The organism is Ferviditalea candida (assembly GCF_035282765.1).
GTDB classification, from domain to species: Bacteria; Bacillota; Bacilli; order Paenibacillales; family KCTC-25726; genus Ferviditalea; species Ferviditalea candida.
In genome coordinates, this window is the sequence record NZ_JAYJLD010000016.1 from 40,813 (window position 1) to 66,388 (window position 25,576).

The 25,576-nt window shown below is 51.8% G+C and carries 18 protein-coding genes; 14 read left to right on the plus strand and 4 right to left on the minus strand.

The annotated features are described in order from the left end of the window. Positions 1–28 precede the first annotated feature (28 nt). The 3 genes from argF to argH all read left to right on the plus strand — a co-directional run bounded on the left by argF (position 29) and on the right by argH (position 3,781). Positions 29–985 (plus strand): ornithine carbamoyltransferase, encoded by a 957-nt coding sequence (gene argF / locus VF724_RS11990; RefSeq protein ID WP_371754484.1) that lies wholly within the window; start codon positions 29–31, stop codon positions 983–985. 30 nt (positions 986–1,015) lie between these two features. Next, a complete protein-coding gene (locus tag VF724_RS11995; protein WP_371754485.1) occupies positions 1,016–2,251 on the plus strand; it encodes an argininosuccinate synthase in 1,236 nt (411 codons plus the stop codon). 114 nt (positions 2,252–2,365) lie between these two features. Next, on the plus strand, positions 2,366–3,781 hold the full coding sequence (gene argH, locus VF724_RS12000; RefSeq protein WP_371754486.1) for an argininosuccinate lyase: 1,416 nt from the start codon (positions 2,366–2,368) through the stop codon (positions 3,779–3,781). 175 nt (positions 3,782–3,956) lie between these two features. Here argH and VF724_RS12005 read toward each other — a convergent pair whose 3' ends face one another. Genes VF724_RS12005 through VF724_RS12020 form a run of 4 tightly spaced genes read right to left on the minus strand, consistent with a single transcriptional unit; the run spans position 3,957 to position 7,802 of the window. Continuing rightward, on the minus strand, positions 3,957–4,778 hold the full coding sequence (locus VF724_RS12005; RefSeq protein ID WP_371754487.1) for an ABC transporter permease: 822 nt from the start codon (positions 4,776–4,778) through the stop codon (positions 3,957–3,959). Then, on the minus strand, positions 4,753–5,547 hold the full coding sequence (locus tag VF724_RS12010; protein WP_442788065.1) for an ABC transporter ATP-binding protein: 795 nt from the start codon (positions 5,545–5,547) through the stop codon (positions 4,753–4,755). The genes VF724_RS12005 and VF724_RS12010 overlap by 26 nt, the downstream gene beginning before the upstream one ends. Before the next feature lie 29 nt (positions 5,548–5,576). Then, positions 5,577–6,689, minus strand: a complete 1,113-nt coding sequence (locus VF724_RS12015; RefSeq protein ID WP_371754488.1) for an ABC transporter substrate-binding protein — start codon at positions 6,687–6,689, stop codon at positions 5,577–5,579. Positions 6,690–6,731: 42 nt separating this feature from the next. Then, positions 6,732–7,802, minus strand: coding sequence for a Nif3-like dinuclear metal center hexameric protein (locus VF724_RS12020; protein WP_371754489.1), 1,071 nt, complete (start codon positions 7,800–7,802; stop codon positions 6,732–6,734). Between the two features lie 376 nt (positions 7,803–8,178). Between VF724_RS12020 and ftsE the strand changes: the two genes are divergently transcribed. The 11 genes from ftsE (at position 8,179) to VF724_RS12075 (ending at position 25,441) form a co-directional block, all read left to right on the plus strand. Continuing rightward, complete coding sequence (gene ftsE / locus VF724_RS12025; protein ID WP_371754490.1) at positions 8,179–8,865, plus strand: cell division ATP-binding protein FtsE; 687 nt, start codon at positions 8,179–8,181, stop codon at positions 8,863–8,865. After that, positions 8,855–9,772: a permease-like cell division protein FtsX gene (ftsX, locus tag VF724_RS12030; RefSeq protein ID WP_371754491.1), complete on the plus strand. Its 918-nt coding sequence runs from the start codon at positions 8,855–8,857 to the stop codon at positions 9,770–9,772. Before ftsE ends, ftsX begins: the two co-directional genes overlap by 11 nt. Positions 9,773–9,802: 30 nt before the next feature. Next, positions 9,803–10,984, plus strand: a complete 1,182-nt coding sequence (locus VF724_RS12035; RefSeq protein WP_371754492.1) for a murein hydrolase activator EnvC family protein — start codon at positions 9,803–9,805, stop codon at positions 10,982–10,984. An 89-nt stretch (positions 10,985–11,073) separates the two neighbouring features. Then, a complete protein-coding gene (locus VF724_RS12040) occupies positions 11,074–12,582 on the plus strand; it encodes a S41 family peptidase (protein WP_371754493.1) in 1,509 nt (502 codons plus the stop codon). Between the two features lie 141 nt (positions 12,583–12,723). Next, positions 12,724–14,058: a PDZ domain-containing protein gene (locus VF724_RS12045; RefSeq protein ID WP_371754494.1), complete on the plus strand. Its 1,335-nt coding sequence runs from the start codon at positions 12,724–12,726 to the stop codon at positions 14,056–14,058. Between the two features lie 150 nt (positions 14,059–14,208). Beyond that, the gene (gene uvrB, locus VF724_RS12050) at positions 14,209–16,206 is read left to right on the plus strand and encodes an excinuclease ABC subunit UvrB (protein ID WP_371754495.1); all 1,998 of its coding nucleotides are present in this window, start codon (positions 14,209–14,211) and stop codon (positions 16,204–16,206) included. 32 nt (positions 16,207–16,238) lie between these two features. Then, complete coding sequence (uvrA, locus tag VF724_RS12055) at positions 16,239–19,121, plus strand: excinuclease ABC subunit UvrA (RefSeq protein ID WP_371754496.1); 2,883 nt, start codon at positions 16,239–16,241, stop codon at positions 19,119–19,121. Positions 19,122–19,256: 135 nt separating this feature from the next. Further along, positions 19,257–19,496, plus strand: coding sequence for a hypothetical protein (locus tag VF724_RS12060; RefSeq protein WP_371754497.1), 240 nt, complete (start codon positions 19,257–19,259; stop codon positions 19,494–19,496). Positions 19,497–19,683: 187 nt separating this feature from the next. Continuing rightward, a complete protein-coding gene (locus VF724_RS12065) occupies positions 19,684–20,799 on the plus strand; it encodes a S1C family serine protease (RefSeq protein ID WP_371754498.1) in 1,116 nt (371 codons plus the stop codon). Positions 20,800–20,841: 42 nt separating this feature from the next. Next, on the plus strand, positions 20,842–22,773 hold the full coding sequence (locus tag VF724_RS12070) for a copper amine oxidase N-terminal domain-containing protein (RefSeq protein ID WP_371754499.1): 1,932 nt from the start codon (positions 20,842–20,844) through the stop codon (positions 22,771–22,773). Between the two features lie 154 nt (positions 22,774–22,927). After that, positions 22,928–25,441 (plus strand): U32 family peptidase, encoded by a 2,514-nt coding sequence (locus tag VF724_RS12075; RefSeq protein ID WP_371754500.1) that lies wholly within the window; start codon positions 22,928–22,930, stop codon positions 25,439–25,441. Positions 25,442–25,576 lie beyond the last annotated feature (135 nt).

Sequence of the window (25,576 nt, forward strand, 5' to 3'; positions counted from 1 at the left end):
ATATTTGAGAAATAAAGGAGAGGATGGAATGAGTCTGTTGACGAATAAAGAAGTCGAAATGGATCTGAAAGGGAGAGATTTTCTCGCTCTCGTCGACTATGCGCCTGAAGAGATCAAATATTTGATCGATCTGGCGGTGGAACTGAAAAAAAAGCAAAAGGCCGGTGAAATTCACCATCCGCTGAAAGGAAAAACGCTGGGCATGATTTTCGAAAAATCATCCACCCGGACGCGTATTTCCTTCGAAGTGGGAATGTATCAGCTGGGCGGACAGGGGCTGTTTTTGAGCCGGAACGATCTGCAGCTGGGGCGGGGCGAGACGATCTGGGATACAGCCAAGACGTTGTCCCGCTATCTGGATGGAATCATGATTCGGACGTTCGCGCACCGCAACGTGATCGATCTCGCGAGAGGCGCGACCGTCCCGGTCATCAACGGCTTGACGGATTTGTCGCACCCGTGCCAGGCGATGGCCGATTATATGACGGTGCTCGAGCATAAAGGCAAGCTGGAAGGGCTGAAGATCAGCTTTATCGGAGACGGCAACAACATGGCCCACTCCCTGATGATGGGCGCTGCCAAGCTTGGCATGCATTTCTCCATAGCCGCACCGGAAGGCTATGATCCGGATCCGGAGGTTGTGCAGCTTAGTAGAGAGAATGCGGAGCTGACAGGGGGATCGGTCAAGATTTGCCGCGATCCGAGGGAAGCGGCGGAAAATGCGGACATCCTGTATACGGATGTTTGGGCCAGCATGGGATTTGAAACGGAACAGGAGGCCCGCATGCGCGCCTTCAACGGTTATCAGGTCAATGAGGAATTGGCGAAATACGCCAAGCCGGATTATTTGTTCATGCACTGTCTGCCGGCCCACCGCGGCGAAGAAGTCAGCGAGTCCGTCATCGACGGAAAGCATTCGGTGATCTATGATGAGGCGGAGAACAGGCTGCATGCCCAAAAAGCGATCATGGCAGCGATCATGTAAGGCAATATAGCAAAGTGAGGGAAACTGGAAATGTCGAAAGAAAAAATAGTATTGGCTTACTCCGGAGGGTTGGACACCTCGGTAATTCTGGCTTGGCTTAAGGAGAAATATGATGCCGAAATCATCGCGTTTACGGCGGATATCGGGCAGAAGGACGAACTGGACGGTCTGGAGGAAAAAGCGCTGAAGACCGGCGCCTCGAAGGTTTATATTGACGATTTGCGCGAGGAATTTGCCCGCGATTTCATTTACCCGATGTTTCAATCGGGTGCGCTTTATGAAGGACAATATTTGCTGGGAACCAGTATTGCCCGTCCGCTGATCGCCAAACGGATGGTCGAGATTGCCCGGATGGAAGGGGCGACGGCCATCGCGCATGGAGCGACAGGGAAGGGGAACGATCAGGTGCGATTCGAATTGACGGCGGCCGCTTTGGCGCCGGAAGTGAAGGTGATTGCGCCATGGAGGATCGAGGAATTCCGCGAGCAGTTTCCCGGCCGCGCGGAGATGATCGCTTACGCTGAGGCGCATGGGATCCCGGTCAAGGCTTCTGCGGCGAAGCCGTATTCAATGGACCGCAATCTGCTGCACATCAGCTTTGAGAGCGGAATGCTGGAGGATCCGTGGTTCGATGCCAGCGCGGCAACCAATCGCGATATGTATGTGCTCAGCGTATCGCCGGAGGAAGCGCCGGACGAGGCGGAGTATCTGGAGCTTGAGTTTGAGCAGGGAAACTGCACGGCGCTCAACGGTTCAAGGATGTCTCCGCTTGAGGTCATGGAACGCTTGAACGAGCTTGGCGGCAAACACGGCATCGGTCGGGTGGATATGGTGGAAAACCGCTTCGTGGGGATGAAAAGCCGCGGCGTATATGAGACGCCGGGCGGGACGATCCTGTTTTCAGCCCATCGGATGATGGAATCGCTGACCATGGACCGCGAGGTGATGCATCTGCGCGATTCGCTGATTTCCCGATACAGCGCCCTGGTCTATAACGGCTTCTGGTTCTCGCCGGAGCGGCAGGCGCTGCAGGCGCTGGTCACTGAAAGCCAGAAGAACGTTACGGGCACCGTGCGGGTCAAGCTGTACAAGGGCAACGTGATCGCTGCCGGCGTCAAGAGCCCGGTCAGCTTGTACAATCCGGATATTGCCACTATGGAAGCCGATCCGTCCAAAGCCTATGACCAATCCGATGCGACCGGATTCATTCATTTGAATGCGCTGCGTTTGAAGGTGCTGGCGGGCGTCGAACATAACGCCAAATAGATAATCGTCTCGATTCATGAAGAGGGATCGGAATGACATACGGGGAAGAATATATGGCAGCAAGGCTCGCTTCATTTGCAGGCGGGCCGAAGCTGTGTGAAGGGGGCATGGAAAGTGTCAAAATTATGGGGTGGACGTTTTACCAAAAAAACCGATCAGCTGGTTGAAGAGTATACGGCATCAATCATGTTTGACAAGGAATTGGCCGAAGAGGACATCGAGGGCAGTCTGGCGCATGTGACCATGCTGGGCAAATGCGGGATTTTGCCGGAGGATGACGTCGATCAGATCAAAGAGAGTCTGCATAAAATTCTCCACAGGATTCAACGGGGAGAAATGGAATATTCGATTTCCGATGAAGACATTCACATGAACATCGAAAAAGCGCTGATTGAGGATATCGGTTCGGTCGGCGGCAAACTGCATACCGGAAGAAGCCGGAACGACCAGGTGGCGACCGACATGCATTTGTATTTGCGCAAACGCGTCGCGGAGTTCGTCAGTCTTTTGGCCAAATTGCAGGAAGCGCTGATAGGACAAGCCAAAGCGAACATAGACACCATCCTGCCCGGGTATACACATTTGCAGCGTGCCCAGCCGGTGCTGTTCGCGCATCATCTGATGGCCTACGTATCCATGTTTCAGCGGGATATCGAGCGGCTTCAGGACAGCTACAAACGCATTAATATGCTTCCGCTGGGCGCCGGCGCGCTGGCCGGGACGACTTTTCCGATCGACCGGCATTTTGTGGCGCAGCAACTCGGATTCGATCGCATCTACGACAACAGCCTTGATGCGGTGAGCGACCGCGATTTTATCGTGGAGTTTCTCTCCAATGCCTCGATGGTCATGATGCATCTATCCCGGATCAGCGAGGAGCTTGTGCTGTGGTCCAGTACGGAATTCGGTTTCATCGAATTGGACGACGCATTCTGCACAGGCTCAAGCATTATGCCCCAGAAAAAAAACCCGGATGTGGCCGAACTGGTTCGGGGCAAGACCGGGCGGGTTTACGGCAACCTGATCGGCATGCTGACGGTGCTGAAATCACTGCCGTTGGCGTACAACAAAGATATGCAGGAAGACAAAGAGGGCATGTTCGACACAGTGCGCACGCTGGAAGGCGCACTGCAGCTGATGGCGCCGATGATCGCCACGATGAAGGTGAACAGCGGCAGGATGCGCCAAGCGGTGAGCCAGGATTTCTCCAACGCGACGGATATCGCCGACTATTTGGTCAACAAGGGTGTTCCATTCCGTCAGGCGCATGAGATCATCGGCAAGCTGGTGCTGCACTGCATCGAGAACGGAAAGTATTTGCTTGATTTACAGTTGGATGAGTTTACGAAATTCTCCAAGCTGTTTGCCGAGGACATCTATCAAGTGCTTCAGCCCGAGCATGTGGTCAATGCGCGGAACGTTTACGGCGGGACGGCATCGAACCAAGTGGCGGAGGCGATTGCCCGCGCCGGGGAAACGGTGGGAGCAAACCAGGTTTGGGCAGAAGCGTTAATGCCGAAAAACAGATAAGGTGCTAAGGAGACAGGGGGGGAGTCTGTCCGACGGATTGATTTTCGTGACACGGAAAGTTTAAAGAGCGTGTACAAAAAGGCAGGCGCAGCGACCCAAACTTTTGAACACGCTCTTAAAATTGAATAAATATTCACGATTTTGCTTTCGTCGGACAGACTCCAGGGAATCGCCTCTATTCAAAATGATATTTCTTTAACAAATACTTGCCGATGATGGAAACAACCCCGTACAGGATGATGGATAACAGGGCAAGCAGTGAAATGCTGACCATCACCAGATCCATCTGAAACACCTGGCCTCCATAAGTGATCAGAAAGCCAAGCCCCGCTTTGGCTGACAGAAATTCACCCATGATGACGCCGACCAGAGTTAGACCTACATTAACTTTTAACGTGGCTATGAAGTTGGGAATGCTGGCCGGCAGCAGAACCATTGTCAGCATTTGCCAGCGGGTCGCTCCGAAGGACTCCATCAGCTTGAGCTTGCTTTTGCTGATTTCCCTGAAGCCCGATTCGATGTAAATGATGGTGACGATGATCGATATGGCAATCGCCATCCCGTATATGGACAGGCGGTCGCCCAACCATATGTAGAAGATCGGTCCCAGCGCCACTTTCGGGAGCGCGTTCAAGACGACCACATACGGATCAAGCACTCTGGCGGTGAATGTGGACCACCAAAATAAAATTGCGATAACCGTGCCGAGCGCCATGGAAATGACCATGCTGATGATCGTTTCCTTTGCCGTGATCCAAGTATGATTCAATATCCCGTTTTGGGACAGCAAATCGGCGAATGAACGGACGATCGCCGACGGTTTGCTTGTCAGCATCGGATTCACCCACTCCATCGTAGCCGCCCATTCCCATAACCCGAGAAATGCAATCAGCACGAACAGTCGTGTCAGGAGAATCGTGAAGTTGTTTCTGCGCAGCCTTCTTAAATAATGCGAATATTGCGCGGATGGCTCACGGTTGGCCTCCGGCTCTGACATTTTCCTCAATCTCCTTCCAGATCAAATTGAAATAGCCGTTATACTCAGGCGCTTCCCGCGTGCGCAGAGGAGAAGGCCGTTCAGGTCCGGAGAAGGTGATTTGATGCACGCTGCTGATGGTGCTTGGGCGTATCGACATGACGAATACGCGATCCGCCATGGAAATCGCCTCGGAAATATCGTGCGTGACCAGAATGGCGGTTTTTTTCTGGTCGCGGATAATGTGCGAAATTTCGTCGGCCAAGGTTAGACGCGTCTGATAATCGAGAGCAGAGAACGGTTCGTCCAATAACAGGATGTCCGGTTCGGTTACGAGGGTCCGAATAAGCGCCACCCGCTGCCGCATTCCGCCGGATAATTGGGTCGGGCTGTGGTATGCGAACCCGCCCAATCCGTAACGGTTTAACAGGTTAAGAGCTTTTTCCGCGGCTTGCTTGCGGTCCATCCGGCGAATCTCCGCGCCGACCAGCAAATTGCGCAGCACATTGCGCCACTCAAACAGATGGTCGTGCTGCAGCATGTAGCCGACCCGCTTGGACGGCTCCTTTAGCGTTTCCCCCATAATCCGGACCTCGCCGGCAATCGGCTTAAGCATGCCGGAGATGAGGCCGAGCAGCGTGCTCTTGCCGCAGCCGCTCGGACCCACGATGCTGATGAATTCCCCTTGCTCGATGCTGAAATTGATATTGCGGAGCGCTTCCGTCTCCTGCTTCGGAGTAAAATAACTAAGCGATACGTTATGCAGTTCGATTTGGGCCATTTCGGTCATTTTCCCCTCCGCAAGCTTTTGCTCAAGCTTTATTTTGCCGCCTTTTGCACAAAGCTCATATCGAGCACATCGTCCATCTTCACTTTCTGATCCGCCTTCAAGACTCCATTTTCCACAAGCACATTTTGCAGGATGTCGAATTGCGCCTGATCCATGATCGGATTCAAGGACCAAGTACCCTGCTTGTTGTAGCGTTCGATCGATTTTTTGATCAAATTCAAATCGGTTCCGGTGAAGTAAGGGGCCAGCGCTTTGGCCGAGTCGTCGAGACTGCTGTCCTGCAGCCATTTCGTCGCTTTAATCAGCGCATTCGTCCAGTTCTGGATGATCTGCGGATTGGCCTTGATGTAATCGGAAGTCGCGACGAAAGAGGTTTCCGGATAATTGCCGAATTGTTCGCCCATTGATGCGACGAAATACGCTTTACCTTGCGTCTCGAGCATGGATGCCAGCGGCTCGTAGAGTTGAATGTAGTCGCCTTTGCCGCTTTCAAAAGCGCCGACCATGGCAGGCGCCGCTAGGTTGGTGATGACGTTGGCGTTGGTCACCTTCTCTTTCTTGAGAACCGCGTTCAGAACCATGTTTGGCGCGCTGCCGGGTCTCCAGCCGACTATGTTTTTGCCGTTCAGATCGCTCCATTTGAAGCTGTCGTTTTTGCTGCGGGACAGCAGGAAGGACCCGTCTTTCATGGTCAGCTGATAAAAGACCTTCACCTTCTTACTGCCTGCCTGATTGGCAATGAAGATGGTGGTTTCCGGACCGATCAGGGAAATATCCGCCGTGCCGGCCAGCAGGGCCGCAGCGCCTTTGTCGGAGCCCTGGGACGTGACAAGATCGACATTGATCCCCTCATCCTTGAGAAAGCCTTTCTCGATTGCAATATAAAGCGGAGCGTAAAAAATGGATCGGATCACCTCGGAGAAACGAACGGTTGTCATTGCGGGCGCCGGCGTCGGCGTCGGCGTTGCCTGATTGGTTTGCGTCCCGCCGCCTGTGCCGCCTGTGCCGCCGTTCGGACTGTTTGCAGGGCTGCTGCCGGGGCTCGTATTGGGGGCGGTGTTCGAAGAAGAACAGCCCACCATCGCCAGCAGTGCGATAATGATGGAAAGCACTAGTGCCATACGAAGCCGAACAACTTTCATGCTTGTTTCCTCCTTCTTTCTTGGGGTTATAACGCTTGCGCGTCAATTGACGACAGTAACTGTTTTACCTCGTCCTGCCTTTGCCTCTTTGCCCTCCGGCACCAAATATCCGAGCGCCATTTCCCTGCCGTATTCCGCGATTTCCTTGTGTCCAAGTTGGCTGAGCAATGACGCTGTGACGCGTTCCCGTAAGATAAACACCTCCAACCCGGGCAATATTTGCTGAATGGCATAAGCGAGCGGCACACCGTTCTCCAGAATTTCCACAGAGTGGGGGTTTCCCACGATAAAAGTGAGTCTGCGCTGCCGCGCAACCTGCACGAGCGGATGGTCTTCCCGCACCCTGCTGATGCTTGCGATGATGGTATCCGTCTCCGGGTGCATTTCCAGCGCCCGTTCCAAATCGTGAACGCTGAAACCGGTGTGCGGAAAGAAATGCAGGATGTGCTTGACAGGGCTATCCGGCGTGCCGCTTAAAATTTGATTGGGATTGGACAGCGTCGTTTCAATCATCTGTATGTCACCGCGTATTCTTCGCTCAGCTTCAAGCAGCTTCCTTTCCTGCTCCCTCCCCATGAAGCGGTCGAGATGCCGGATCATGTCGCCGGCCGTGCGGATGCCGTCAAGCGCTACGCCGACATGCAGGATATTGCCGGGAACGCCGCAGAAGTTGATATCGGTCGAAAGCTTGCGGTGTCCGTGCAAATAGGCAACGCCGGGATGCAGGCCGTGAAACGCTTCATGAAGCTCCATAAGCGCAATATTGTAAAGCGGCAAATAGCCGGCCAACGGAACGCCGCCCGAATTTGCCGCATCGGCCACCGGATGATGCACGATGACAAGGTCGAGGCCAATGCCCGAAGCCAGCTCGATCATCGACTCGGTCAAGGTCATGCCTACACCGATTTTTCGAACGGGCTTGTCTTTGCTTCCGAATATCAGGCCCGGAATTTCCATCACGCTTTTGCCTGGAATATTCGACGTCTTCATGACGACATATGGATTCCTGCCGGCCGTCACTTCCTCCCAGTCCATCACGACGCGCCCGCGTGTGATTTCGTTTAGGGCAGCCAATACAGAGGCGACGGTATAATCAAACTTCTTTATACTCATATGTACTCCCCTTTCTCAATGTATAGAAGTTTTGAAGCCGTTTACAATCAAAAGAATTGTTTCGTTGACGCTGTAATATTCCTATGCTTTTCTATCCTGAAAATTCGCTTCCGCTAAAATCCGCTCAATTCGAATTCTTCAGGGGCGCTTCAGCATGCCATTTTCACGTCACCTGCATGTGACATGAAAATGGCATGGGACGCCAATGCCGCAAATACCAAAATTTTCACCTTATTTTAAGGAAATTCATATCGGAATTCGTGCTATAATGGTTGTAAATTGTTGATTTTTACGGATTCATAAAGGATTTGGAGAAATAGTGTCGAAATAATAAAGGCTAACCATATTCAGGATCAATACGGGAGACGTGATATCTGTGATAGAAATGCAGGACGTCTGGAAGACCTATTCAGATGGGACGCATGCATTGAAAGGCATTACAGTTAAAGTGGACCGCAACGAATTCGTATATATCGTGGGACCTTCCGGAGCTGGAAAGTCCACGTTCATGAAATTGATATACCGGGAAGAAGTCCCCACCAAGGGTCACCTATTCGTGAACGGTTTCAATCTCGAAAAATTGAAGCCACGGAAAATTCCGTTTTTGCGCAGAAACATCGGTGTGATTTTTCAGGACTACCGGCTGCTGCCCAAGCTGACCGTGGTAGAGAATATCGCGTTTGCCATGGAAGTGATCGAAGCTCCCGGCAGAGTGATCAAAAAGAGGACCATGGAGGTTCTGGAGCTGGTCGGGCTGAAAGACAAGGCCGGATCCCTTCCGTCCCAGCTCTCCGGCGGCGAGCAGCAGCGCATCGCCATTGCCAGGGCGATTGTCAACAGTCCGTCGGTGATTATTGCGGATGAACCGACAGGGAACCTCGACCCGGACACATCTTGGGGAATTATGAGACTGCTTGAGGAAATCAATTTCAGAGGAACGACCATTATTATGGCGACCCATAACAAAGAGATCGTAAACAATATGCGAAAAAGGGTTCTCGCCATTGAAAAGGGCGAAATTATCCGGGACGAAATGCGGGGTGAATACGGCTATGAGGATTAGTACGTTCGCCCGCCATCTGAGAGAAGGAAGCAAGAACATCATCCGCAATGGCTGGATGTCGTTTGCTTCGACCAGCGCTATTGCCATTTCGCTGTTTATTCTCGGCGTTTTTGTGCTGCTGGCGTTGAATGTCAATTATTTGGCCGATCAAATCGAAAAGCAGGTTGAAATCCGGGTGTATCTGGACGTCAATTTGCCGAAGGACCAAATTCCCGTGCTGCAGAACCAAATCGGCTCCATTCCGGAGGTCAGCAAAGTCACTTTCGTTTCGAAGGAAGAAGGCTACCGAATCCTGAAAGAGAAGCTGGGCAAAGAAAATCAGGATATGCTGGAGGGCTATGACGGGGCCAATAATCCGCTGCCGGATTCATTTACCGTTGAAGTGGACGAGCCTCGAAATGTCGCCCAGGCGGCCGGGCAAATTATGGCGCTGAACAACGGAAAGTCTCCCGCCCCGATCGGCAAAGTCAACTATGGCCAGGGAACGGTTGAGACGATGTTTAAGGTGACGGCTTTGGTGCGCAACGTCGGCCTCGCCATGGTCGTCGGTCTGATGATTACCGCGATGTTCTTAATTTCCAATACAATCAAGCTGACCATTATCGCCCGCCGCAAGGAAATCGGAATCATGAAGCTGGTCGGAGCGACCAACGGTTTTATCCGCTGGCCCTTTTTTATCGAGGGTTCGCTGCTGGGCTTGATCGGATCGCTGGTTCCGTTGATCGTTCTCCTGTATGGATATTCGGAGTTAGTGAACGCCAGCAAAGTGCAGTTGGGGATGATGATGATTCAGCTGCTTCCGGTAAGCCGGTTGAGTCTGAAGCTTGCGGTTCTTATGCTGGGAATCGGCGTAATCATTGGAATTTGGGGAAGCGTCGTATCCGTCCGCAAATTTCTGAAAGTGTAAAGTGTAATATGGGAAAAGGAGGTTCATAGATTGAAGAAACTGATACTGCCCCTTTTGGCATCCATCATCTTGTTCTCTTCCGTGTTTTTTCCTTATCAAGGACATGCTGAGTCCAGTTTGGATGAAATCAACCGGCAGCTTCGCGAATTGGAAAAGCAAAAGGAAAATGCCGCATGGCAGAGAACGCTGACCGAGCGCAAAATCAATCAGGTCATTAGAGACAAGAAGCAGGCGAAGGAAGAATTCAACAGCCTTCTTCTGAGTATGGATCGGGTGTCCGCAGAGTTGAACCAGTACCAGCAGGAGATCGATAAGACGACCGATGAGGTGCTGCAGGCGGGCAAGGATCTGCAGGATGCTGAGGGCCGGGTAGCCTCGCGCGATCAATTGATCCGAGCCAAGCTGCGTTTGATGTATTCAAACGGCATGGTCCAATATATTGATGTGTTATTGAGCTCCACCGATTTTTCCGATTTTCTCGATCGGCTGGATTCGTTGACCGCGATCATCGGTCAGGATAAGAGCATTTTGGAAGCGAACAAACGCGACCGCGATATGATTGCCCGGACCAAGAACAAGATCGAGCAGGATTTGGGGCAGTTGAAGAATCTGTACGCGAAGCTCGAAGAGAAGCAGCAGAGTCTGCTCGTTCAAGAGGAAAAGAAAAAAGTGCTTGTAGCCAGCCTCGATCAAACGCAAAAGGAATTGGAGGAAGCCTCCGAGGAGCAGGAGAAAGCGCTGATCGCCTTGGCGTCCAAGGTAGCCCAACTCAACAAAGAGAAAAACAAGCTGCAAATGAAGCAGTTCAGCGGCGGCAAATTGGCATGGCCGCTTCCTGAGATATTCCGGATTTCATCGGGCTTCGGTTATCGGGTTGATCCGATAACCGGGAAAAGAGGCGCTTTTCATAATGGGACGGATATCGCGGCTCCCGGGGGAACCGATGTGCTGGCCGCTGCCGACGGGGTCGTTCTTGTGGCCCAGTGGTGGGGCGGTTTCGGCAACTGCGTCATCATTGATCACGGCAACGGGATGTGGACGCTGTACGGCCATATGCTCAACAATTCCATTCGCGTGAAGAAGGATCAGGTGGTCAAAAAGGGACAGCTGATCGGCAATGTCGGCTCCACCGGAAGATCGACTGGGAACCATTTGCATTTTGGAGTATACTTGGATGAAAAGCCTGTTGATCCGATGAATTATTTGAAATAATCGATTGAGGCATAAATAATCTGTACAGGCCTTTCACATACTAAAACGTACTAGAATAGGCGGCAATTGGCAGTAAAGGTGGTGTATGCATGTTATTCAAAGGCCGAACGGTATTGGCGCTTGTTTTAGCCGCGTTATTTGCCGGCAGTATCATGACGCTGACCTTCATCGGAACGGGATTCAGCTTTCCACCGGTGCTGACGAAGGATCATCCGATCCAGGCGAGTCCCGGGAATTCGGCGGCTCCGGGCGCCGGTGCCGAAAATTCCGCGAAAGAAACGGATGGTCTGAGCAAAGCTGACATTCAAAAAATCAACACAACTTACCAGTTGATTGAGCATAAATTCATCTCCCCGATGGGCAAGGACAAAATTGTGGACGGAGCCATTCGCGGCATGCTGGAGTCCTTGAACGATCCGTTCTCTACCTATATGGATAAAGAGGAAGCGGGCAAATACAATGAAAGCGTGGACGCCTACTTCACCGGAATCGGCGCGGAAGTCACGATGGAAGGCGGACGGGTGACCGTGATGTCTCCAATTAAGGATTCCCCGGCCGAAAAAGCGGGTATTCATGCGAAGGATATGATCCTGTCGGTGAACGGCGCGAAGCTGGAGGGCTTGAGCCTGACCGAAGCCGTAATGAAAATCAGGGGACCGAAGGGCACTCAGGCCAAGCTGGAGATATTGCGTCCGGGGATGAAAGAACCGATTCAGATTATTGTGGTCCGGGACGAAATCAGCATCGAGACCGTCAGTTCCGAAATGCTGGACCAGCAGATCGGCAAAATCCAAATCAGCCAATTCTCAAGCAATACGGCGGACCGTTTCAAGCAGGAACTGGCCGCCTTGGAGTCCAAGGGCCTGAAAGGATTGATTATCGATGTGCGCAACAATCCCGGCGGATATTTGTACGGGGTGTTGAATCTTTTGGAATCCCTTGTGCCGAACGGCAAAACTTTGGTTCAGGTGGAGTACCGGGATCAGGAAAAGACACAAACGGTGTCCAAGGGAAGCGGCAAAGCCTATCCCATTGTGGTTTTAGTGAATGAGGGAAGCGCCAGCGCATCGGAGATTATGGCCGCCGCCTTGAAGGAATCTGCGGGAGCGACGCTGGTCGGTGAGAAAACGTACGGCAAAGGGACGGTCCAAACGACCTATGAAAAGGAACTCGGTGACGGCAGCAATATCAAAATGACCATCGCCAAATGGCTGACGCCTTCCGGAAACTGGATTCATAAGAAGGGGATCGAGCCCGATATCAAAGTCCAGCAGCCGGCATATTTTAAAACAGCTCCGTTGAACAGGGATGTTGAAATGAAGTACGACGCTGCAGGCGACCCGATCCGGAATCTGCAGATGATGCTGACCGGGCTGGGCTTGAATCCGGGAAGAACAGACGGGTACTTCAGCGAAAAAACAGCGCAGGCGGTCAAGGTGTTTCAACGTCAGCACGGGCTTCCGGTAACAGGCGCAGTCAACGCGAAAACCGCCGACCTTTTGGAAGACAGCATCATCAAAACGATCAGGGATCCCAAAAACGATCTGCAGCTGCAGGAAGCGATCAAAGTATTGAAGCAAAAAATCGGGGCACGCTAACGTTTTTCCAGAATAAAGAAAATCAAATTTCCAGCTTCAGCAGGATTTGAATTTAACATTGTCGAATTTATTAAGGGACGTCCACTGCTCTATTCATGGCATAGGCGTCTCTTGAAGTATTCATATATTGGATGATTTTAAGTGGAAGTGAATTTACAAGGTGAATCCGCACGGGTAGCAAGGAGCACGGGAATGGACCTGAACGAAATTTCCTCGAAGCTGCTGAATGCGTTCATTCAGTTGGCAACTCAGCCCTTTTATTATATTGGCATTGCCATTGTCATTTTGCAGTACCGCCGTCAGCTTCGTTTGGAGCGGAAGCTTTTCCATACCAAAATTCACAGCAGTTTGGGTCGCGCGCTGCGGACGCTATTATGGGGATGGGCGGCAGGCTTGGCCGCATCGATCCTGATGGCGTTTATCGGCGTGTCGATTTCCTTTGATATCGTGGTCATCCTGTGGGTTATCACCTTTCTTCTGATATTTATCCGTATCCGCTATTTGCGTCTGGCGTATTCCGCCGGCCTTCTCGGTATTGCGCACTCCATCCTGATGCTGCTTCCGGACGTCCATCCCGCCGGTTTTATCGGCCGGCTGGCGGATGCCGTCCGTGAAGCGCATATCCCTTCGCTGCTGCTGCTTGTCGGCTTTCTCCAACTGATCGAGGCGCTGTTTATTCGATATGACGGTTTTCAATCTGCAGTCCCGTTATTTTTTGAAGGAAAAAGGGGAAAAATTGTGGGAGGCTACCAAATGTATCGATTTTGGCCAGTCCCGCTGTTTTTGCTTGTGCCGGCTCAGACCCATCAATCGATGCTGCTGTCTTCCCCCATTGCAGGCGGGGATCTATGGTCAGCGGGTTGGACCCTGATCGCGCTTCCGGCGATGATCGGATTTGCCGAATATACGCTGACCCGGCTGCCGAGGGAGAAAGCCCTGAGAAGCTCGAAATTACTGCTGATTTACGGTATCGCGATGCTGTTGTCGGCTCTGCTCAGCGATTTTTGGCCTCCGGCAACGATTTTGGCATCGATCGCTGTCATTCTTTTGCATGAACTGCATGCCGGAATCAGCAGGCGCAGGGAGCATCGGTCAGCGCCGCAGTTTGTCCACGATGAACGCGGGTTGAAGGTGCTTGCCGTAATTCCGGGGGGGCCGGCGGAGAGAATGGGCATTCTGCCCGGCGAAATCATCCATAAGGTCAATGGAATCAAGGTCGGCGCCAAGGAACAGCTGCATAAGGCGCTGCAGGCGAACCCGGCTTTTTGCCGAATGGAAATCATCAACCATGAAAACCAGAGCAAGTTCGTCAGCGGGGCAATTTTTGCGGGCGACCACCATCAGTTGGGGATTGTCCTTTGTCCGGACGAGCAGGCTGGCTATTATGTCAGTTTGCGCAAGATCAGCCTGATTTCCTTGATCCGGATGGGAACGCGGGAATCCGCCGGAAAAATGTCCGGAGGAGTCTCTTCATAGAACTTCCATTTGCATCCTTTTGGGGTTCACGGTATAATAAATAAATGGGAACACATATTCTTGTTCGGATATGAATATCGCCCCCTTTTCGGATGGAGTGGCGCTATTCTTTTATTTATGGCCATAGACTCCGCAAGGAGATGATGAGAAATGAGTATGCTCGAAACCAAGCAGATTCCTTTCCAGCTGGTTTCCGAATATGAACCGCAGGGCGATCAACCGAAGGCGATTGAGCAGTTAGTCGAAAGCATCAACCGGGGACAGGTTCACCAGACGCTTCTCGGGGCAACCGGAACGGGCAAAACCTTCACCATTGCCCATACGATCGCCCGGCTGAATCGTCCGGCTTTGGTTATTGCGCACAACAAAACATTGGCAGCGCAGCTCTACAGTGAATTCAAAGAATTTTTTCCGCGCAATGCAGTGGAATATTTCGTGAGCTATTATGACTATTATCAACCCGAGGCTTACGTCCCTTCGACCGATACATATATCGAGAAGGATTCCAGCATCAACGATGAGATCGATAAGCTGCGCCATTCCGCGACCAGCGCGCTGTTTGAACGGCGGGATGTCATTATCGTGGCCAGCGTGTCCTGCATCTACGGTCTCGGTTCCCCCGAGGAGTACAGGGACCTGGTTCTTTCGCTTCGATTGGGAATGGAACGACCGAGGAACGAGATTCTCCGCAAGCTGGTAGATATCCAATATCAGCGGAACGACATGAATTTCGTGCGCGGCACCTTCCGCGTCAGGGGAGACGTGATTGAAATTTTTCCCGCCTCCAGGGGCGAACAGGCGGTGCGTGTGGAGTTGTTCGGGGACGAAATCGAACGGATTACGGAAATTGATGTGTTGACCGGAGAAATTCTCGGAGAGCGGGAGCATATCGCGATTTTCCCGGCCTCACACTATGTCACGAGAGAAGAACGCATGAAGCTCGCTCTGAAAAATATTGAACGGGAGTTGGAGGAGCGGCTGGAGGATTTCCGTTCGCGGGGCAAGCTGCTTGAAGCGCAGCGGTTGGAGCAGCGGACGCGATATGATATTGAAATGATGTCGGAAATGGGATTTTGTTCAGGCATTGAGAACTATTCCGGTCCGCTGACGTTCAGGGAAAGAGGGGCGACGCCCTATACCTTGATGGACTTTTTTCCGAAGGATTTCCTGATTGTGGTCGACGAATCCCATGTGACGCTTCCGCAGGTTCGGAGCATGTACAAAGGTGACCGGTCGCGGAAGGAGATGCTCGTTGAACACGGCTTCCGGCTGCCCTCCGCTTTGGACAACCGCCCGCTGATGTTTGAGGAATTTGAACAAAAGATCAATCAAATTCTGTATGTGTCGGCCACTCCGGGACCTTATGAACTGGAAAAATGCCCGGTCATGCCTGAGCAGATTATCCGGCCGACGGGGCTGACAGATCCGATCGTGGAGGTCCGGCCGACGAAAGGGCAGATCGATGACCTGATTGACGAAATCCGGGAACGCATCCGCAAGGATGAGCGCGTGCTGGTCACGACGCTGACGAAGAAGATGGCGGAGGATCTGACCGATTATTTGAAGGAGATCGGAATCAAGGTTCATTATCTGCATTCCGATATCAAGACATTGGAAAGAATGCAGATTCTGCGTGATCTGCGTTTGGGAACCGTGCATGTGGTTGTGGGAATCAACCTATTACGGGAAGGCCTCGATTTGCCGGAAGTGTCGCTTGTGGCCATATTGGACGCGGACAAGGAAGGCTTCCTCCGTTCGGAGCGTTCGCTTATCCAGACGATCGGGAGAGCAGCCCGAAACGCCGAGGGCCGCGTGATTATGTACGCGGATTCGATCACGGAATCCATGAAAAAAGCGATCGACGAAACCGAGCGCAGGAGGACCATTCAAGAGGCTTACAATAAGGAGCACGGTATCACGCCGCAAACCGTGCGCAAAAAGATCAGAGATTTGATTGAAGCGACCAAGGCGGCTGAGCAGAAAGAGGATTACCTGCCTGACAAGAACTGGAGCAAAATGCCGAAAAGAGAACGTCAGAAGCTCTTGGAAAGACTCGAAGCGGAAATGAAAGAAGCCGCGAAAAATTTGCAGTTTGAACGCGCGGCAGAGCTGCGGGACGCAATTCTCGAACTGAAATCCCAAGATTGACGGGGTGCCTGTTTAGGAAAGGAAGGTTTCAATTGGCCAGGGACAACATAGTCATTAAGGGTGCGAGAGCCCATAATTTGAAAAATATCGACGTCACCATTCCTCGGGACAAATTTGTAGTCCTGACCGGTCTGAGCGGATCCGGCAAATCCTCGTTGGCATTCGACACCATCTATGCCGAAGGGCAGAGAAGGTATGTGGAGTCGCTGTCGGCGTATGCGCGTCAGTTTCTAGGCCAAATGGATAAGCCGGACGTGGATTCGATCGAAGGGCTGTCGCCGGCCATTTCGATCGATCAGAAGACGACAAGCCGAAATCCTCGCTCCACGGTAGGGACGGTAACGGAAATATACGATTATTTGCGCCTGCTGTTTGCCCGGGTGGGAAGGCCGCATTGCCCTGTGCACGGGGTTGAAATCAGCTCGCAAACGGTAGAGCAGATGGTGGATCGGATTCTCGAGTATCCGGAGCGGACCCGGCTGCAGATTTTGGCGCCGATCGTTTCCGGACGCAAAGGCGAGCATACGAAGCTGCTGGCGGACATTCAGAAGCAGGGGTTCGTCCGGGTGCGCGTCGACGGTGAAATCCGTGAGTTGTCGGACAAGATCGAGCTGGAAAAAAACAAAAAGCACAGCATCGAGGTCGTGGTCGACCGGATTGTTGTGAAGGACGATATCCAGACCCGCCTGGCCGATTCCCTGGAAACCGCGCTCAAATTGGGCGGCGGCCGTGTGGTCGTGGATGTGACCGAACGGGAGGAGCTGCTGTTCAACTCCCATCTGGCTTGCCCGGAATGCGGCTTCGGGATGGAAGAGCTGGCGCCCCGCATGTTCTCCTTTAACAGCCCTTATGGAGCATGTCCGGAATGCGACGGCTTAGGCGTCAAAATGATCGTTGATCCCGAGCTGCTGGTAGCCGATCCGGAAAAAACCATCGCGGAAGGCGCCTTCGAGGCGTGGGCTGGGAGCACCTCCAACTATTATCCGCAATTCCTGGCGTCGGTGTGCGCCCATTACGGAATTCCGACCGATATTCCGGTTTCCCGCTTAACCAAAGAACAGATGCAGCTCCTCCTGCACGGCACGGGCGGTGAGAAAATCCGTTTCCGTTATCAGAATGAATTCGGAAGCACGCGTGAGGCGCTGGTGCCGTTCGAGGGAATCGTCCGCAATCTGGAGCGGAGATACCGTGAAACGGCGTCGGACGGAATTCGTGAGCACATCGAAGCCTATATGAGTGCAAAGGCCTGCCAGAGCTGCAAGGGACAACGGTTGAGGCCGGAAAGTCTGGCCGTTACGCTGCAAGGGAAGAATGTGGCCCATGTGACCGATCTTTCGATCGGGGACGCGTTGAAGTTTTTCGACTCGCTGACATTGACCGAACGGGAAATGGCGATCGCTCACCTGATTTTGAAGGAAATCAAGGCCAGGCTCGGATTTTTGGTGAATGTCGGTCTTGATTACCTCACGCTGAGCCGCGCTGCCGGGACGCTATCCGGAGGGGAAGCGCAGCGGATCCGGTTGGCGACGCAGATCGGCTCAAGCTTGATGGGGGTTCTGTACATTTTGGACGAGCCGAGCATCGGGCTGCATCAGCGGGATAACAACCGCCTGATCCGTACGCTGGAGCAGATGCGCGATCTGGGCAATACGCTGATTGTGGTCGAGCATGACGAGGATACGATGCTGGCGGCCGATTATATCATCGATATCGGACCGGGAGCCGGCATTCACGGAGGCACCGTCGTTGCCGAAGGAACCCCGCAGGAAATCATGGACAATCCGCGATCATTGACCGGCCAGTATCTCAGCGGCAGCAAATTCATTCCGATCCTTCCGAAACGGCGGGAGCCGAACGGCAAATGGCTGGAGATCCAGGGCGCCAGGGAAAATAACCTGCGAAATATCAACGTCAAAATTCCGCTGGGCGTGTTCGTCTGCGTAACCGGCGTTTCCGGCTCCGGGAAAAGCACGCTGATCAACGAAATCCTGTACAAGGCGCTGGCCCGCGATCTGAACAAGGCCAGAGTTCGTCCGGGCGCGCATAAATCGATTCAAGGACTCGAGCATTTGGAGAAGGTGATCGATATCGACCAATCGCCGATCGGCCGGACGCCGAGATCGAATCCGGCAACCTATACAGGCGTGTTTGACGATATCCGCGACGTTTTCTCTACAGTTCCCGAGGCAAAGGTGCGCGGCTACAAAAAAGGGCGATTCAGCTTCAATGTCAGGGGAGGAAGATGTGAAGCCTGCAGCGGAGACGGGATCATCAAAATCGAAATGCATTTTCTGCCGGACGTTTATGTTCCCTGTGAAGTATGCAAAGGAAAACGCTACAACCGGGAAACCCTTGAAGTCAAATACAAAGCGAAGAATATTTCGGATATCCTGGATATGACCGTGGAGGATGCTTGCGAATTTTTCAAGAACATTCCCCGGATTCACCGCAAGCTGCAGACGCTGCTGGATGTCGGACTCGGTTACATAAGACTGGGTCAGTCGGCAACCACATTGTCCGGCGGGGAAGCGCAGAGAGTCAAGCTGGCATCCGAGCTGTATCGCCGCAGTACCGGAAAAACCTTGTATATTCTGGATGAACCGACCACCGGGCTGCACATCGACGACATTGACCGGCTGCTGAAGGTGCTTCATCGGCTGACCGATTCGGGAGAGACGGTCTTGGTTATCGAGCATAACTTGGATGTCATCAAAACCGCCGATTATGTCATTGATTTGGGACCGGAAGGCGGAAGCGGCGGAGGAACGGTGATTGCGGCAGGACAGCCCGAGGAGATTGTCAAAGTAGAGCAATCCTATACCGGCCAGTTTTTGAAACCGATTCTGGAACGGGACCTCAAACGCTCGGAGGATTACGCGGAAAGACTGCGGCAAAAAGAACAATCGGCCGTTTGACGGAAAACTTGAAATAATTCGTGACAAAGTTGTTAAAATTAATGATGAGGCTTGCATAAGTGGCAAATCAAAGATAACATATAAAAAGATGAATAAGTTGACCGAGTTGGCGAACTTTTGAAGGAGGGTTTTTTCATGTTGGTGGCGGCAGAGGCTGCGGGAGCAAGTAATTTTCAATCATTCGATTTGTTTATGATAGCATTTACCGTGGTGATTGGCATCGGGGTTCTTCGATTAATGAGATCCCCGCACAGAACCAAGTTTTCGGTTACGCTTTCCACGATCTTCTTCCTTTTGTTTTTGATGGTCGATGCGTTGATGATCATGAACTGGATGGGCGTCCTTCAGGATTTCCAGAATCGTCTGTTTTCATAAGCTGACGGGCATAAATCGAATACCGAAAAACGGCTCCGCGGGATTTATCCTTCGGGGCTGTTTTTGCATTGGAGGTTTTTTAATGAAAATATACTAATTGCCTCGCGCGAAAAATGTGGTATAGTGTAGAATGATGGAAAATTTATCTTATAATTCGATAAAAATTACATTTGGGGGAACACAAGGAATGCGATCTTCATTTATCCGTATATTTAGTGTGATGCTGGTGCTGACGATGACATATGGTCTGAATGCGGAAGCCGTGGGATCGGTTGGCCAAAGCATGGATATGGACGCCAAGCTGATCAACGGTGAAGTGTACGTAAAGGCCAGCTCGATGGTTCAAGCATTGGGAGGCAGCGGAAAGTACGATTCCAAGAGCGGTAAGTTCCACTATACCGGAAGCATTCCGGATGTGATTGATAAAGTTTCCCCGTCCGTTGTTGCGATCATCGGAAAGCCGAGCAATGTGCCGGGCAGCCAAGACGGCAATCGTTTTCAGTTGGCCCACGGGACCGGGGTTATTGTCAAAGCGGATGGCTGGATCATCACCAATGCGCATGTTGTCAAGGACATGAAGAACATTGTTGTCGTTACGTCCGATGGAAAGCAGTATGCGGGCAAGCAAACGAACATCGATGAGGAAAGCGACCTGGCGCTTGTCAAAATAAATGCAAGCGGGCTGACGCCGGCCAAATTTAATACGGATGGTCATATCCGTGTCGGAGAAACGGTCATTGCCATGGGTACCCCGATTTCGTTTGCACTTAGAAATTCCGCAACTGTCGGCGTGATCAGCGGAATGAACCGGGCGGTAAATTCCAATTATCGTTTGCTGCAAACCGATGCCGCCATAAATCCGGGAAATAGCGGCGGTCCTCTGATCAATCTGAATGGGGAAGTCGTGGGCATCAATTCATTGAAATTTGTGGAAGTCAGCGTTGACAATATGGGCTTTGCCGTTCCTGCCGATACCGTGCAGTATGTGCTCAAGCATTTTTGGAAATACGGCAAGGTCAAGAGGCCCGATCCCGGATTTCTGTTGGAAGAAAGTTGGGAATCGGTGGTCGGCCTTCCTTCCAATGAGCCGCTGAAGGTGACCGCGGTCCAGTCAACATCTTCAGCTTATGAGAAAGGGGTAAGGGAGGGGGATATTCTCTATTCCATAGAAAACAGCAATGTTTCGACGATTACGGATATGAACGAGCTGCTGAAAAATTATCTTCCGGGAGATAAAGTGCAGATGATGTTTCAGTCCAATGGGGATCTTGTCAAAAGGGTGATCATACTCGGGGAAAAATAACGCGGCGATATAATTGCGACCAGACGGGAGAGAAGATTGCAGATGAAAAAAATGACAGTGGTTCTTATTCTGATAAGTTTGTTCATGTCGATGTGGGGCTTGACAGGAGCAATGGCGGCCGATGCGTCCGGCAAACAAAACGGAGCGATTGAGATCAGACTAAAGGCAGGCAGCGAACAAGTCGAAATTAACGGTCAGACCTTAACGGTTGAAAAGCCGTTTGAAGCAAATGGAACCACGCTTGTCCCCTTGCGGGTGATCACGTCTGCTTTCGGCACCAAATTGAGCTGGGATTCCAAGACACAAACGATCGGGCTTGAGTATGCCGGTCACAGCATAAATCTGAAAATCGGAAGCAAGGCGGCGACGAAGGATACGCAAAACGTACAGTTGAACGTTGCTCCCCAAATCAAGAATGATACGACGATGGTCCCAATTCGTTTCATCTCCGAAAACTTCGGTGCGAAGGTTGGTTATGATTCCGCAACCAAAGAAATTGTCATCACGGGGATTTTGCAAACCGAACAGAAAGCAGTTCCAGGCAATATCAATACCGATGAAGGCAAGACCTCGATCGGGAACAGCTATTATAACTGGTCTATGAAATATCCATCGGGTTTGGAAACGAGCTATCAGAGCTTTAAAGGGGATTATGTGGAATTTTCCGATGCGGCGGGTGAATACAGTATTGAAATTTCCGTCGAGCCGATTTCCGAGGAGAATATTTCCGACAGTGGATTATTGCAGAAAGCGTCCGATCAGTCGTATGGCGGTGATACGGTTCTCGATTCAAGAATCGTCCGTTCCGGCGGAATCAGGTATGCCAGAATCGTCAGCAAAACCCAACAGGGCAGTTACTTTGAAGATCGCGCTTATGTCAATTCAGGCAATATATATTTTTTGACCTTCAGGGTATTCAAGGCGGAAAATTACAAAAATACAACCAAATACCAAGGCTATCAGAGTCTGTTGGACAGCTTCAAGACCTCCTTCGATGCGAGCGAGAGCACCCTGAAGGACCTGTCGTCCATTAAGAACGGATACCTAATCTATAACGACGATGACTACGGTTTGTCTCTGGAGATTCCGGCGGAATGGACAAAAGTAGGCGGAGGCCATTCCCTGAAATTTTCGAGCAGTGACGATAATCAAATGATTTCATTAAGCGTCAGTTCCTTAGCCGATGGGGATTCTCTCGCTGCATGGGTTAATCGGGAAATGCAGAGATTTAAAGATACCTTTGTGGAAAGCTACCGGAAGCTCGGCGATATGAAATCGTTAACCATCAGCGGAAGCGAGGCCAAATCGGTCGAATTTACGTTTACGATGGGTAAAAATTGGACTACGGATGAAACCGTATATTTCACCAAAGGAAAATACAAGTATTCTTTGGAGTTCATTTATCCGCAGGACAGTGCGAAGCAAGCCGATTTACAAACGATAATAAAGCACGTGAAGGAATCCGTAAGCATTGATGTGAATAAATTCAATCCCGCTTTGGGAATCATTCAAGACCCCAATGACACATATGACCGCAACAAAAGGATCACCGTGAAAAACAGCAAATATCATTTTTCACTGGAAATTCCGGAATACTGGGAAGCATCCGGGGGTAATGATGAAACGTTAATGAGGTATAGTTTTACCGGCGGGAGCTTGAATGCGTATGTAATCACGGATTCCACCATGGATGAATTTATAAAAAGACTTGAAGATAGACAAGCTCTGTTAAAATCTACAACTTCCGATTTTAAGGTGTTGGAAAATACGTACGTCCCGATGTTTGGACTGATGGCCAAAAAGTATGTGACGGAAATTACCAATGATGGTGTTACGGTTACGGCCACTTCCTACTTGTTCAGTAAAGATAATGTCTTATACGGATTTGATCTGGTTATCTTCAAGGCGGCAAGTACACCCGAGAACCTCAAGCGGTTGAATGATGCCATGCTGTCCTTTAAGTTTTTGAATTAATACAATTGGCCAAGCTTGGCGGCTTTTTTCGGGGAGTGTCCGGAGAAGGCCGTCTTTTTGCAGTGATCCCGATTGGAAAGTTAGGGCTTGCATTTGGTAAACTAAAACCGAGCAGGAATGAAGCATAATTCGGATTGTCGGAGGAACAACAGAAATGTCCAAACAGGTGGTACTTGAAGATATTGAATTATTGGCGCCGGCCGGCGATTGGGATTGCATGCGGGCCGCCGTAGCCAACGGGGCGGATGCGGTTTATTTCGGCGTGGAGAAATTCAACGCGAGAGCAAGAGCGCATAATTTCCATGTGGAAGAGCTGCCAGAGATCATGTCCTTTTTGCATACTTATGGGGTTAAAGGGTTTTTGACCTTTAATATTCTGGTTTTTGAAGAAGAGCTGCCCGAGGCCAAGGAGCTTGTCGATGCGTGCATCGACGCCGGGGTCGACGCGGTGATCGTTCAGGATCTCGGATTGGTCAAGATGATTCGGGAGATCTCGTCGGACTTCCCGATTCACGGTTCGACCCAGATGACGATCACCTCCCCCGAGGCGGTGGAATTTACCAAACCGTATCAATTGGAGCTTGTGGTTCTGGGACGGGAGAATAATTTGAAGCAGATCCGCGCGATTGGTGAACAGGCGAAATTGCCCATGGAGGTGTTTGTGCACGGAGCGCTGTGCGTTTCCTACTCGGGACAATGCCTGACCTCGGAGATGTGGGGCGGACGCTCCGCCAACCGCGGGGAATGCGCACAGGTCTGCCGGCTGCCCTATGACATGATGGTGGACGGGGTGCAGAAGCCGATGGGAGATGTGGCTTATCTGCTGTCGCCGAAGGATCTCGCAGCGATTGAGCTGCTGCCGGAGCTCATTGAAGCGGGGGTAACCTCCTTCAAAATTGAAGGAAGAATGAAGAGCCCGGAGTACGTTGCCAATGTGGTCGGGAAATACCGGAGGGCGATTGACAACTATTTTGCCGGGCGGAATCCGAAGCCGGATGCTGCGGAAATGAGGGAGCTGCAGCAGAGTTTTTCCCGCGGGTTCACCCACGGCTTTTTTAAAGGCACCAACAACAAGCAGCTGGTCGAAGGCACGTTTCCGAAAAGCAGGGGGGTTTATCTGGGTAAAGTTTTGCAGATTCTGCGGGACGGTGTCGTCTGCGAATTGGCCGCGCCGCTCAAAAGAGGCGACGGGATCGTGTTCGATGCGGGAGATCCGACCAAGCAGGAGGAAGGCGGAAGGGTATACGATATCCGGAATAAAGGCAGAAAGCTGGAAGGCGAAGCCGGGGAAGGAACGATCGTGGAAATCATCCCGGGCCGCAATGATGTCAATCTGAAACGGGTGCACGTGGGAGACCGAATCTGGAAAACGAGCGATCCGCATTTGGACCGGCGGCTGAGGGAGACGTTCGAAACGGACAAGCCTTACCGGGTATTTCCGGTTGCGGTCAAAGCGATTGCCGCAGCGGGCCGGCCCCTGAAAACATGGTGGATGGATGTAAAAACGGGACACTCGGTGTACGTCGAATCGGATGTGCCGTTGGAGACAGCGCTCAAAAGGCCGATGGATACGGCTTTGCTGGAGGAGCAGTACGGACGCTTGGGCGGAACGATTTTCGAGCTGCAGCGGATCGATTACCAGGCGCAGGACGGGCTTATTCTTCCGCTTCGGGAGCTGAACGCGATGCGGAGAAGGGCGGTCGAGCAACTGACTGCCGAGCGCAGAAAACCGAGAATCTATGAAAAAAAACAGATCGATGTTTATGCGGACGCATTCGTCCGGACGGAAGGCGCAGCGCTTCCGAAAGCCGGGATGACTGCGCTGTGCCGAAGTCTGGAGCAGGTGAAGGCCGCTGCGGAATCGGGAGAGGTTCGGCTGATTTACGCCGATTTTGAGTTCATCAAGCAGTTTCCTGCGGCGGTGGATGCCGCGCGGCAGGCCGGCAAACGAATCGCTCTTGCCACGCCGCGCATCCATATGGCCGGTGAAACGGGCTATTTCAACAACATCCTGAAGCTGCAGCCGGATGCGGTGCTGGTGCGAAATACCGGAGCGGTCGAGTATTTCACTAAGCGCCGCATGGAGCATCCGGAAGCGGAATTTCCCGAATTGATCGGGGACTTTTCGCTGAATGCGGCGAATCACAAGACGGTCAATTTGTTTTTGGAAGCGGGTCTTTCGAGAATGACGCCGTCGTATGATCTGAACACCCAACAGATGATCGATCTTTTGCGCCGGGCGGATACCTCCAGGCTGGAAATTGTGATTCACCAGCATTTGCCGATGTTTCACACGGAGCACTGCGTGTACTGTACGTTTCTGAGCGAGGGAACGGACTATACGAACTGCGGGCGCCCCTGCGAGCAGCATCGGGTTTCCCTCCGCGACCGTATCGGCATGTCGCATCCGGTACGCGTGGATGAAGGCTGCCGAAATACGGTCTATAATGCGATTGAACAGTCCGGTGCGGAGTATTTGGGCCAATTCGCTGAGCTGGGCGTGTCTTCCTATCGGATTGAGTTTCTGGAGGAATCGCCGGATAAAGTGCATGAAGTGCTGGATTTGTACGGAAAGGCGATTCGCGGACAAATCGCCGGCAGTCAGGTGTGGCGTGCCTTAAAGGCGACCAATCAGCTGGGTGTGACACGGGGGCAGCTGGTGAAGTAACGGAGTTTGGAATTTCCATCAATTTGAGGCAGGACAGGGACCGAAGAACGGTCTCTGTCCTGTTTTTTTCGGCCCAAAGCGTGTAAGGGATTTGTAAGGATGGCTGAAGTAAACTGAGCTCATTCATAAATTTTT

Coding starts and splice junctions, on each gene's coding strand:
- VF724_RS12060 (WP_371754497.1), top strand. CDS start 19,257: ATGTTGGTGGCGGCAGAGGCTGCGGGAGCAAGTAATTTTCAATCATTC.
- VF724_RS12005 (WP_371754487.1), bottom strand. CDS start 4,778: ATGTCAGAGCCGGAGGCCAACCGTGAGCCATCCGCGCAATATTCGCAT.
- VF724_RS12020 (WP_371754489.1), bottom strand. CDS start 7,802: ATGAGTATAAAGAAGTTTGATTATACCGTCGCCTCTGTATTGGCTGCC.
- ftsX (WP_371754491.1), top strand. CDS start 8,855: ATGAGGATTAGTACGTTCGCCCGCCATCTGAGAGAAGGAAGCAAGAAC.
- VF724_RS12015 (WP_371754488.1), bottom strand. CDS start 6,689: ATGAAAGTTGTTCGGCTTCGTATGGCACTAGTGCTTTCCATCATTATC.
- argF (WP_371754484.1), top strand. CDS start 29: ATGAGTCTGTTGACGAATAAAGAAGTCGAAATGGATCTGAAAGGGAGA.
- VF724_RS12070 (WP_371754499.1), top strand. CDS start 20,842: ATGAAAAAAATGACAGTGGTTCTTATTCTGATAAGTTTGTTCATGTCG.
- VF724_RS12010 (WP_442788065.1), bottom strand. CDS start 5,547: ATGACCGAAATGGCCCAAATCGAACTGCATAACGTATCGCTTAGTTAT.
- VF724_RS11995 (WP_371754485.1), top strand. CDS start 1,016: ATGTCGAAAGAAAAAATAGTATTGGCTTACTCCGGAGGGTTGGACACC.
- VF724_RS12065 (WP_371754498.1), top strand. CDS start 19,684: ATGCGATCTTCATTTATCCGTATATTTAGTGTGATGCTGGTGCTGACG.
- uvrB (WP_371754495.1), top strand. CDS start 14,209: ATGAGTATGCTCGAAACCAAGCAGATTCCTTTCCAGCTGGTTTCCGAA.
- VF724_RS12075 (WP_371754500.1), top strand. CDS start 22,928: ATGTCCAAACAGGTGGTACTTGAAGATATTGAATTATTGGCGCCGGCC.
- VF724_RS12040 (WP_371754493.1), top strand. CDS start 11,074: ATGTTATTCAAAGGCCGAACGGTATTGGCGCTTGTTTTAGCCGCGTTA.